The organism is Pseudoalteromonas sp. S1608, assembly GCF_005887265.1.
In the GTDB taxonomy this organism is placed as follows: domain Bacteria; phylum Pseudomonadota; class Gammaproteobacteria; order Enterobacterales; family Alteromonadaceae; genus Pseudoalteromonas; species Pseudoalteromonas undina.
This window is the reverse complement of record NZ_PNDK01000031.1, coordinates 1-10,661: the sequence shown is the minus strand read 5'-3', so window position 1 is coordinate 10,661 and position 10,661 is coordinate 1. Positions and strand designations below refer to the sequence as shown.

8 protein-coding genes and 2 tRNA genes are annotated in these 10,661 nt (G+C 40.6%); 3 read left to right on the top strand and 7 right to left on the bottom strand.

What is annotated here, in order from left to right; translation table 11 throughout:
- Nucleotides 1-97: 97 nt before the first annotated feature.
- The 4 genes from CWB75_RS13020 to CWB75_RS13005 all read right to left on the bottom strand — a co-directional run bounded on the left by CWB75_RS13020 (nt 98) and on the right by CWB75_RS13005 (nt 5,867).
- Nucleotides 98-1,159, bottom strand: a complete 1,062-nt coding sequence (locus tag CWB75_RS13020; RefSeq protein ID WP_138570872.1) for an alkaline phosphatase D family protein — start codon at nt 1,157-1,159, stop codon at nt 98-100.
- Nucleotides 1,156-2,286: an alkaline phosphatase family protein gene (locus CWB75_RS13015; RefSeq protein WP_138570871.1), complete on the bottom strand. Its 1,131-nt coding sequence runs from the start codon at nt 2,284-2,286 to the stop codon at nt 1,156-1,158. The genes CWB75_RS13020 and CWB75_RS13015 overlap by 4 nt, the downstream gene beginning before the upstream one ends.
- A 68-nt stretch (nt 2,287-2,354) precedes the next feature.
- Entirely contained in the window at nt 2,355-4,628 is a 2,274-nt protein-coding gene (locus CWB75_RS13010) for a TonB-dependent receptor domain-containing protein (protein ID WP_138570870.1), read from the bottom strand.
- Nucleotides 4,629-4,823: 195 nt separating this feature from the next.
- Nucleotides 4,824-5,867 carry an alkene reductase gene (locus tag CWB75_RS13005; protein WP_138570869.1) on the bottom strand — a complete coding sequence of 348 codons (1,044 nt, stop codon included), beginning with the start codon at nt 5,865-5,867 and terminating at the stop codon, nt 4,824-4,826.
- A 157-nt stretch (nt 5,868-6,024) separates the two neighbouring features.
- Between CWB75_RS13005 and CWB75_RS13000 the strand changes: the two genes are divergently transcribed.
- From CWB75_RS13000 to CWB75_RS12990, 3 genes are all read left to right on the top strand, one after another.
- The gene (locus CWB75_RS13000) at nt 6,025-6,603 is read left to right on the top strand and encodes a TetR/AcrR family transcriptional regulator (protein ID WP_008109773.1); all 579 of its coding nucleotides are present in this window, start codon (nt 6,025-6,027) and stop codon (nt 6,601-6,603) included.
- Between the two features lie 66 nt (nt 6,604-6,669).
- The gene (locus tag CWB75_RS12995; protein WP_010389569.1) at nt 6,670-7,059 is read left to right on the top strand and encodes a DUF2750 domain-containing protein; all 390 of its coding nucleotides are present in this window, start codon (nt 6,670-6,672) and stop codon (nt 7,057-7,059) included.
- Nucleotides 7,060-7,340: 281 nt separating this feature from the next.
- Nucleotides 7,341-8,990, top strand: coding sequence for a GGDEF domain-containing protein (locus tag CWB75_RS12990; protein WP_138570868.1), 1,650 nt, complete (start codon nt 7,341-7,343; stop codon nt 8,988-8,990).
- Between the two features lie 52 nt (nt 8,991-9,042).
- Here the strand turns inward: CWB75_RS12990 and CWB75_RS12985 are convergent.
- The 3 genes from CWB75_RS12985 to CWB75_RS12975 form a co-directional block, all read right to left on the bottom strand.
- A tRNA-Ser gene (locus CWB75_RS12985) sits at nt 9,043-9,132 on the bottom strand.
- A gap of 169 nt (nt 9,133-9,301) precedes the next feature.
- Nucleotides 9,302-10,342: a quinolinate synthase NadA gene (nadA, locus tag CWB75_RS12980; RefSeq protein WP_008466811.1), complete on the bottom strand. Its 1,041-nt coding sequence runs from the start codon at nt 10,340-10,342 to the stop codon at nt 9,302-9,304.
- 148 nt (nt 10,343-10,490) lie between these two features.
- Nucleotides 10,491-10,566, bottom strand: a tRNA-Lys gene (locus tag CWB75_RS12975).
- Between the last annotated feature and the right edge of the window lie 95 nt (nt 10,567-10,661).

The following is a 10,661-nucleotide window of genomic DNA, read 5'->3' as shown; positions in this document are numbered from 1 at the left end:
GAAATTGGCACTAATAAATCAGCAAGTTAGCCCACCGATAGTGAACTTTTAAACGCACTGCTTTAACTGCAGTGCGTTTATTATTTAAATGGTGATGCTATTTATAAGGACTAATACTTGAAAGACTAAAATCACTTTGCATAATAACTTGGCCATCAATGCCTTTAAGTTTTAATGAAATAGCAGGGTCGACTTGTTGCCAGTCTATGCTTAAATCACCATAGTTAACATTATGTGTGTAATTACCCACACGATGCTGGTTAGGGCTAACGTCTTTCCACTTTTCTGTCAGACCTGAGCTGGTCATTTCAATAAGCGGGTAATCAAGGTTATGTTGATACCTTGAAATCTCGCCCCAGTGAGTATCGCCACTAATAATAATCACACCATTTACTTGGTGTTTTTTAATTAGCGCAAATAAACGGTTTCGATCCTCAGGAAAATTTGCCCACGACTCCCAGCCGGTAAAATCTGGCAGTAACTGCAAGCTTGACGCTATTAGCTTTATTGCCGCTGGCTTTTTAAGCTCGGCTTCAAGCCATTGCCACTGTGCTTCCCCTAGCATTGATGCGCCTTTAACTTCAGTTGGACTGTACGGGCCTTGGTTATTTGCTTTACGCTTGGTGTAATACTCAATCTCGCTAACAGAATTAAGTGTGTCACGATTAAAGCGTAAATCTGGCATGATCACCTGCACGGTTTGCTCGCCTTCGCCATACATGTACGAGGTATAAATGCCATCAGCACGGGTACGGCGTTTTGAGTTTGCCGGTTCTTGCCAAAAATCGAGCATGATTTGCCGCGATGCTTCTTTATGCGGATACTCTTTCCCCGCGTCATTTTGACCATAATCGTGATCATCCCACATAGCTATTATTGGTGTTTGTGCGCGTAGTGCTTTAAAGCCTGGCTTTGCCCCTAATCGTTGGTATTTATTTTTAAGCACGGCCATGTCGTTAGTATCGCCATAAATGTTATCGCCTAAAAATATAAATAAATCACCCTGCTCTTTATTAATCGCATTAAAGATGGGGATGTCTTTATCTTGATGCCCACACGAACCAAATAATATTTTAGACGGCGCAGCCATTGCTACACTGCTAATCACAATAGTCAGTGACAGTGCAGAATACTTAAAGGTTTTTAGCAACTGTTTCATTTTAAAATCTCGTTAATAGCCGGTGCCATATTAGGGTTAATTATGTGTGGGTTTTGCCCAAGTGCTTTTAAAACGGTGGCGGCAATTTGCGCTTGTTTAAGCTCGTTTTTAGTTTTAATTAAGCCGTTATTTTTAATTGCAGGACCAATAGCTGCCAGCCAAATATGCTCAGAGCCTACTATGCCGTTAGGAAACACATCTGCACCTAGGTTAAGCTCAAGCAATGCTCGACGAGAGCTGTGATGTTGCCAATCACTGGCATGACTTCCACGGCCATGATCAGTAGTAACAATTAACGTAGTATTATTTTTATAACCTGCTGTGCTTTGAATGGTTTGCCATAAATCTTTTAAAAATGCATCGCTTTGTTTGGCCGACTTTAAGTAAGCATCGTAATGGCCATCGTGAGCAAAATCGTCAGTTTCTCCTAAGCTAATCACCAACAATCTTGGCTTTTTAGCCAGCATATAGGCTTTAGCAAATCGATAGGTAAAACTATCAAGCCGCACATTGTGCCATGGGCTTGGGATTTCTGTTTGTAATGCGTTTAATAGGGGCGCATCGGCAAATAAATCATCGGCAATAGGCATAAATCCTGCGTTTACATACACATGACTACGCTTAATATTTACAATGTAAGGAAACACATCCCAGCTACCAAATAACGCGGTGCTGTTTTTAAATTCAGGCTGAGCGTTTAAACGCTCTAAAATAGTTTTATTTGGGTTGAATACCTTGTCGTTACTGTTGATACTTTCATCCACTTCGCCAGTGAGAATTTCGTTATACCCAGGGTATGAAAAATACCACGGATTACTCACCGACATAGTTGAGCCTTTAGCTCTATCGCCAATAATAACGCCTTGCTTTGCGATAGTTTGAGTTAAAAATGGCATTAGCAATTGTTGACGCTGTTGCGGGTTTTCATGCCAGAACTGGCTCTTTAAATGTGCTGGTTGCTTAACAAATTCCTTATTATTAATCAGCTTGCTATCGGCACCATTAAATACTTCTTGCCAGCGAACCCCATCTAAAGTTACCAACACCACATTTTGCGGTGCAGCCAATGCCATATTATTAAACAATAAAATTAAACTTAAGCCAGTTATTTTTATCATGCTTTTCATTGTGTTCTCATCAACCTTTTTATAGCAAAAAGCCCATCAATGATGGGCTTAATTACGTTTATTACGTTTTAAAACGTGGCCGTTAACGTCACGGCTGCTGTGCGTGGGGCGCCAATAAAGTAAGTGCTTCCATTACCTGTGCCGCCCGCTAGGTAGCTTTCATCAGTAATGTTGTAAACCACAAAAGCAATATCAATTGCTTTGAAGGGGCCAGCATTAACTTCAGCTGCGTAGCCTGCATTTAAATCAACCACGGTATAGCTATCTACATCGCCACGCTCGCCAGTGTATTTAGCCGATAAACCAAAGCGGAAATCACCGCTGTAATAATCGGTTGAAAGCACAAATAAATCATCTACTGAATCAATTACTTTGCTTCCTGCTTCAAAGCCTGGCGCATCGCCTTTATATTCAGAGTTATTATTGGTGTATGAGCTATATACATTCCACTGTGGGCTCAACATATAACTTGCTGATAGCTCTAAACCTTTCGATTCAATACCGCCCACATTTAGGTACGAGCCGTTAGTACCTATGGTGTAATCAATACCACCCGTGTCGCTACCTGGCGCTATAAAGGTAATACGGTTATCAAATTCAATTGAGTAAGCCGTTGCCGTTAATTTAAGTGCGTTATTGTCATAACGCACCCCTAAATCAATATTTTCTGCGGTTTCTGGCTCAATAGCTGACAAGTCAGAGCTGTCGCGCTCAAGCACACCATCTTTAATGGCGGCAAAGTTTTCGCTGTAGCTGGTAAATAACTCAGTGTTACTGTTTAACTGATATAAAATACCGCCACTAAATAGAAGGTCTGAATCACTGTTTACTTTAGCTGTGGTGGCGTTTTGATAATGGTCATACTTTTCTATGTCTACTAAGTACTTTTTAACCCCTAGATTAAGGGTTAAGTCGCCAAATGCCATTGAGTCTTGGGCGTACCATTTGAGCGTATCGGTCTCAAAGGTGTTTTTATATTGCGTCCAATAAGGGGTGTTATCAAAGTGATGATAAATACGCGCATCTATAACTTTATGCCAATCTCGTGACTCATCACGGTCGCTTTGCTCATACCAAAAACCGGCTTCAATATCGTGCATGCCAATGCTTGCTTGATAATTAGCAGTTACCCCTAAACGATCTTTATTATAATGTGTATGACGATAAGACATAACAGGCGTGGCATCAGCGTCGTAACATGCAGGATTAAGCTCGGGGCCTGACTCCCACGGCCAATTTAAGCTAGCCGTGCAACCTGCGTTGGGAGCAAGTGGGTTGCCATTACTATCTGTAAAGCCATAAGAGCCTGCGTTTGTGCCACCTTCTGTGGTTGGGTTACCATTTTCATCTACAGGGGACGTTAAATAAGGAGGGATCCAATCACCTCGGCCTGAGTTTTTATGATAATAAGGGCTAATGGTTAACAATGAGGTGGGTGAAATCGCGTATTCAAACTTTAAATACCCTAGAGTGTTTTCACGCAGCGTGCCCCAACCTTCTGCAAACATTTGGTCAAAGTGCGGAACGCCTGTCCAGTTCCATGTTAGTTGATCCCAATCTGGAGTTTGTTCAAATTGTGCCAAGCTCACGCTATTATAATTCGTCTCGCTTACATCATCGTAAGATAAACGCCCTGTTATAGTTAACTCATCAAGGGTGGTGACAAATTTCGCTTCAGCATGTTGGTTATCTTTCCCGCCATTGCTGCCCGAGCCAATCCAGCGGCTAGTATCGGTTTGCGAATAACTCACATACGCTTGAGTATTATCAAAAATGGTGCCAGTTTCGTGTTTAACGTAATAGCGACTTGCGTCATGGCTGCCTGAGGTATATGCAAAAGTGGTGCTTTTTTCAAAGCTAGGCGCTTTACTTACAAAGTTAAAAGTACCACCTAGCGCCTCTAACGAGGCTGATTTAATATCTGAAGTGCCCTGACCTACTTCCACGGTGACAAGATTTTCGCTATCTAGGTAACGATTCGCTTTAGCACCACCGCCATAATTTGAACCGCCATTAGGAATACCGTCTACCGTCATACCTAATTGCTGCTGGTTTGAGTCGATACTAAAACCACGCATGGTAATAGTGGTTGACCAATCGTCGCCGCCAAATGCGTCGCCTTCGTTTATGCTAATGCCAGGTAAGTTATCTATTACTGATAACACACTCGATACCGAGCTTTGTTGCTCAAGCATGGCAGGTTCAATAACGTTGTTTGCATAACTGGTTGGTTTTGCAGTAACGGTTACTTCTTCTATCACGTTATCGTTAGCATAAGCTGAAGTTGATACCGCCATGGCCACAGCCATGCTCAAAATCGATTTATTTTTTAAAGCGTACATTGTTGTCCCGTTTGATTCTAATTATAAAAGGTAATTATGAAAGCGGGCACAGTCTATTTTTTAAATATGACAACGAGGGGGAACTTTATTGACAGCAAGATTAAACAATTATGAGTATATTATGGCAAATAAATGTATAAAAAAAGACACTCACAGTTGTCCATGAGTGTCCTATTGTTTTTACTAAATTAGCTGCTATTTCAATTCAGTTAGCATGTCATCACTGTAAGCTGTGACTTCTTCGCCGTTTTTAATTTTGCTAATGTAATCTGGGTTAGCTATAAGCGGGCGACCAATAGCAATTAAATCAAATTTATTGTCGTTAATCGCTTCTTTCGCAGTTTCAAAACTATAACTACCTACACCCACTAAGGTACTTGCATAACCAGCTCGTAAAAACTCAGAGGTTGATTTACCTTCTAGTGAATCAAAACGCATGCTGTCGTCAAAAATACCGCCGTGTAAATAAGCTAACTTGCGGTTTTCAAGCTCTGGTAATAAGTAGTCAAATACTGCTTTATCACGATTGTCTTCGCTCATATTAAAATAAGCACCTGGCGTTAAACGCATAGCGGTACGCTCATTGCCTACAACATCAATAACTGCATCGGTTACTTCCAGTGCAAAACGAGACATGTTTTCTGGTGTTTGCCCGTACTCGTCATCACGTTCATTTGCCGCATAATGTAAAAATTGATCAATTAAATAACCATTAGCACCGTGAATTTCTACGCCGTCAAAACCCGCTTCCATCGCATTTTCTGCGGCCTTAGCGTAATCAGCCACTAAACCTTTAATGTCGTCTGTAGTTACAGGTTTTGGCGTAACATAAGTGAGTTCGCGCATACGCGGTACTGAACCTTCAACCCCTATTGCCGATGGCGCCAAAACATCACCACCAAAAAAGTGAGGGTGTGCTACACGGCCAACATGCCATAGTTGTGCAAACATTTTTCCGCCATTGGCATGTACTGCGTCAGTGACTTTTTTCCAACCTTGAATTTGTTCACTAGTGAAAAGCCCTGGTATGTTTGGATAACCTTGAGCATCAGCACGGATAATAATGGCTTCACTAATAATTAAGCCTACATCAGCACGGCGAGCGTAGTAATCAACCATTGCTTGTGTTGGCACTAAATTGTCATCTGCCATACAACGGGTCAATGGTGCCATAAGTACGCGGTTTTGCAGTTCTATGCTGTTATTTAATTTAAAAGGTGAAAGTAAGTCAATCGACATAATATTTATCCTTTGTTGAATGTACATTCAAGATAAGGTCACTTGAATGAATATTCAAGTATAATTTTGAAACTTTGTTTAAGATTGCGTAAACTGCCACCTAGGCCTAAGAAAAATAAATTTCTTCATTACTACTCTATCCACTAAAAGAGTCATTATGAGAACTGCAGAATTTGATAAAGAGTTTGTACTACGCCAAGCTATGGCCATGTTTATGCTTCATGGCTATGCAAAAACCAGTATGCAAAAATTGACTCAAGCAACCCATTTACATCCGGGTTCTTTGTATGGAGCATTTGGTAATAAAAAAGGCATTTTTTTAGCCGCTACGGAGCAATACCAAACCGATCGCAATACACAATTTACAGCGCTGTTTGAGCACAGTAATTGTATTTTAGATACGCTGAAACAATACCTTAATATCATTGTGCAAGAATGTATTGACGGCGAAGCAACTAAAGTGTGCTTGCTTACAAAAAGCATTAGCGAGGTAGAGGGTAACGATCCACAAATTTGCCACGTATTACGTACTAATTTAACGGCGTACGAGCATGCCTTTGCGCAGCAATTACAAAAAGCGATAGATAACAAAGAAATTACCAATGGACGAAGTGCCATAGAGCTAGCACGATTTTGTGTTATGGGTATTTATGGATTGCGCACTTATGCATTAACAAATCAAGACCCCGACGCACTAAACCAACTAGCCGACGAGCTGCTTGCAGCCATTAGCTAAACTTAATTTTAAAGCGCAGTATGTCGCTGCCTTTTGTATTCCCCCCACAGTGAGAGAGAGCCAAAAATGACCACTGACAATTTATCAAAGCAAGACGACGTAATTTTAGGCCTTGGCGCAAAAAAACGACTCGCATACATGTACGAAACTGTGCAACAGTTTAAGCAAGTGTGGATTTTAAACGATGACGACGGCTGCGTAATGCTCACTAACGAAGACGACGATTGCGTACCCGTATGGCCAACCCGTGATTTTGCACAAGCATGGGCAACCGGTGAATGGGAAGGATGTACACCTAAAGCAATTCCAACAGCAGATTGGTTTAGCCGCTGGACGCCAGGCCTTGAAGAAGACGACTTACTAGTTGCCGTGTTCCCTACCGAAGAAGACGACGGCACAATTTTATTTCCTGATGAATTTCAAGCGCAGCTCAATGCTAAACCAAAAAAATATTAAACTGCCCATAAAGCCATTTTGACAAATGGCTTTTTAATTACCTTCTTGTTGTTAGCAATCCTTCAAATATAAACCATCACTAAAAGCAGTCATACAATAGCCAAACTAAATAAATTATTAACCCTTTAATTAATCATTAACTATATTTTTATAATAACAGCTCACCGTTTAGTGATTAAAGTTAGTAACTACAAAGCAAAAATACGCTAAAGCGTTCATAACTATAATTATTCTGTTAAAAATGCAGTACAATTTTTACCGGTCACTAACTTAGGTATTACATGCGGTACACTTTCAATTTTATATGTTGTTTACTATTTCAAACCATTAGTTTTAATGCTTTTGCTGTAGCATTAAATCAAAATGACAGCTTACAACTAAAGTCTGCTATGTGGCATCAAGTAGATTTAGCTAAACCAACCCAAGGTGAGCAACTCGTTAATGCCTATCACAATGTAAGTACTCCCGTCACTTCGCTGTATAGTGCCCATGGCAGTGCAATAGCAAAAATTAGTTTAACCACAACGAGCGCAGGACGCTGGTATATAATCCCCCAAATTAATTATTTAGATAGTGGCGTTGCTTTTTATCAAGATACTAGTGGGATCAGAAAAATCGCTGATTTTTCACAAAATAGCGTCACTCAATCAGCCATTGTAATGCACAGCCAAGCTTTTGAATTACAGCTAGAAGCTAATTCACACGGTGTTTTATGGCTTTATATTAATGCTAAGCACTTTGCTAAACCTGTTAGCATTAACGTTATACCTCAATCTGCTTTTGTTAAACTTCAGTTTTATATCAATTCATTAAGCTTAGTGTCTATTACGATAATGCTGACCTTGGCCTGCATGGCCTTAATAATGTTCTTTAAAACACAACATCGCGTGGCGTTATTTTGTGCAGGTTACATAGGGTTACACGGCATTGGCTGGGCATTCGCGGCGGGGATAGTTGCGTTACTTTTTAATTACCACGCAATTAACACCCATTACTTTGGCATGTATATTTTTGCCTTCGCTATTGCTTGTGCCAGCTCATTTGCATATTACTTATTTAACTTTGACCAACATACCCGCACTGGTATTAGCCGATTTTTAAAATACTTCTCCATAACCGCACTTGCCTGTGGTTTTTTAAACCTCTTTTTACCCTTTCATTGGGTGTTTTATTTAGCTCATTTCCTTGCTGCCATTTGGGTGTATTTAAGCTTAAAACTGGGCTTTACAATGCTGGGGATGAAAGACTTTAGAGCGAAATATTTTTTAACTGGCAACCTTGTTTATAGCTTGTCCTTAGTTATTTTTATTTTATCGCACCTAAATTTAATAGAAATAAGTTCACCTGAATTATGGGTACTTATTGCTCTGGCCATTGATTGTATCTGTATTTTACTTTCTTTATCTGAATGGCTAAAAATAAAGCAAAATAATTTTATAAAAGCGCTAGAGCTATCACGCATAGACCCACTCACCAAAGTAGGAAACCGGCTGCAATTACAAGAAATGCTTGATAACTTAGATAATTTTTATCTCATAGTGTTTATAGATTGCGACAATATTAAAAGCGTTAACGATCACCTAGGTCATGCTCACGGTGACAAGCTACTCATTGAGGTTACACGGTTAATACAAAATGCGTTAGCCGATATAGGCGAGGTATGCAGAACCGGCGGTGATGAGTTTATTTGTGTGTGTAACGTTCAGTCAGCACAACAGCTCGCCCAACTCACCCTGAGCATCAACGAGTCGTTAAACTATATTCATCAACAAGTTCAAAAACACTGGCCGTTATCAGGCGTGAGCTATGGCTTAGCAAGTAGTGAGGAATGTAATGACTACAAAGCCTGCTTAACCTTAGCCGACCAACGAATGTATACATTAAAACATCAGCGTAAAAACAAACGCCAAGTACAAAGCCAACACGCTTAACTTTATTACAGGCACAAAAAAGGACGCCCTGAGACGTCCTAATATAGAATAATGGTGGAGAGAGAGGGATTCGAACCCTCGTTAGGGATTAACCTAAACACACTTTCCAGGCGTGCGCCTTCAGCCACTCAGCCATCTCTCCACAATGTTGCTTTGCAACAGCGCGCTATAGTATGAAATACACTTGCTTGGTGCAAGGCCTTTTTAACATCATGCTTTTAACTGCTCAATAATCAAACTAACTACTCATAAGCAAATAAAAAGGCGATACCTGAGTATCGCCTTTATCTAATGCATTATATTGCTATTTATTATTTTGCCATATTGGCTGTAAAGTCTAGCATGCGATTTAATGATTTAAGTGCGCCTTCACGCAAATCCATATCAACAAACACTTCTTTACCGCTGGCATCAATCAGTGCTTCCTCAATCGCTTGTAAGCCGTTCATTGCCATCCAAGGGCAATGAGCGCAAGTTTTACATGTAGCGCCGCTACCAGCCGTTGGCGCTTCAAAAAACTCTTTATCTGGGCATAGTTGCTGCATTTTATAAAAGATACCGCGATCGGTCGCCACAATAAACTTTTTATTAGGCATAGTTTGCGCTGCTTTAATAAGCTGGCTAGTAGAGCCAACAGCATCAGCGAGTTCAACAATTTCAGCCGGTGATTCGGGATGCACCAATACGCCTGCATCTGGATGCAAGACTTTAAAGTCTTTTAGCGCTTTGGTTTTAAATTCATCATGTACAATACATGCGCCGTTCCACATGATCATATCGGCGCCAGTATTCTTTTGAATATAACTGCCTAAATGCTTATCTGGGCCCCAAATGATTTTTTCGCCTTGCTCATCTAAGTGCTCTACTATTTCAAGTGCACACGATGAGGTAACTATCCAATCAGCACGCGCTTTAACCGCGGTAGAAGTGTTAGCATACACTACCACTTTACGGTCTGGGTGTTGATCACAAAACGCTGAAAACTCATCCACTGGGCAACCAATATCTAATGAACAAGTCGCTTCAAGTGTTGGCATAACCACGGTTTTGTTAGGGGTTAAAATTTTAGCAGTCTCACCCATAAAACGTACACCCGCGACGATGATCATATCGGCTTCATGGCGAGCGCCAAAACGCGCCATTTCGAGTGAATCGGCTACACAGCCGCCCGTTTCTTCAGCAAGTGCTTGAATTTCAGGATCAGTGTAATAATGAGCAACAAGTACCGCGTTTTTCTCTTGCAGTAATTGTTTTATACGCGCTTTATATTCGCCTTTTTCGTCTTGTGTTAACGGTGCCGGCTTAGGAGGGAAAATATAACCTTCAGGCATAATAGTTTGAGCTAAACTCATGTTCTCGACCACTTTATTTACAGTGCAATTAATAGCGCAAATTATACGAGAAACGAACGGTAAATAATAGCAATCTAGTCAGGCAGTTTATAAATAAAAATAAGGGAGATACTAAGAAATATATTATACGGAGAAAGTGTACCAGAAGTGGTGGGTCATGATGGACTTGAACCATCGACCAATGGATTAAAAGTCCACTGCTCTACCAACTGAGCTAATGACCCGCTCTGGTTTACTTATAAAAAGTAAGGCTGCGTAAATCCGCCGATTATACCCAATCGGAAGAGCAGAGGTATGAACTAAAGACAAGACAATCCAT

Bases quoted from the DNA above. Each gene is read 5' to 3' on its own strand.
- nadA (WP_008466811.1), bottom strand. From the start codon at position 10,342: ATGAGTTTAGCTCAAACTATTATGCCTGAAGGTTATATTTTCCCTCCT.
- CWB75_RS12990 (WP_138570868.1), top strand. From the start codon at position 7,341: ATGCGGTACACTTTCAATTTTATATGTTGTTTACTATTTCAAACCATT.
- CWB75_RS13005 (WP_138570869.1), bottom strand. From the start codon at position 5,867: ATGTCGATTGACTTACTTTCACCTTTTAAATTAAATAACAGCATAGAA.
- CWB75_RS13020 (WP_138570872.1), bottom strand. From the start codon at position 1,159: ATGAAACAGTTGCTAAAAACCTTTAAGTATTCTGCACTGTCACTGACT.
- CWB75_RS13010 (WP_138570870.1), bottom strand. From the start codon at position 4,628: ATGTACGCTTTAAAAAATAAATCGATTTTGAGCATGGCTGTGGCCATG.
- CWB75_RS13015 (WP_138570871.1), bottom strand. From the start codon at position 2,286: ATGAAAAGCATGATAAAAATAACTGGCTTAAGTTTAATTTTATTGTTT.
- CWB75_RS12995 (WP_010389569.1), top strand. From the start codon at position 6,670: ATGACCACTGACAATTTATCAAAGCAAGACGACGTAATTTTAGGCCTT.
- CWB75_RS13000 (WP_008109773.1), top strand. From the start codon at position 6,025: ATGAGAACTGCAGAATTTGATAAAGAGTTTGTACTACGCCAAGCTATG.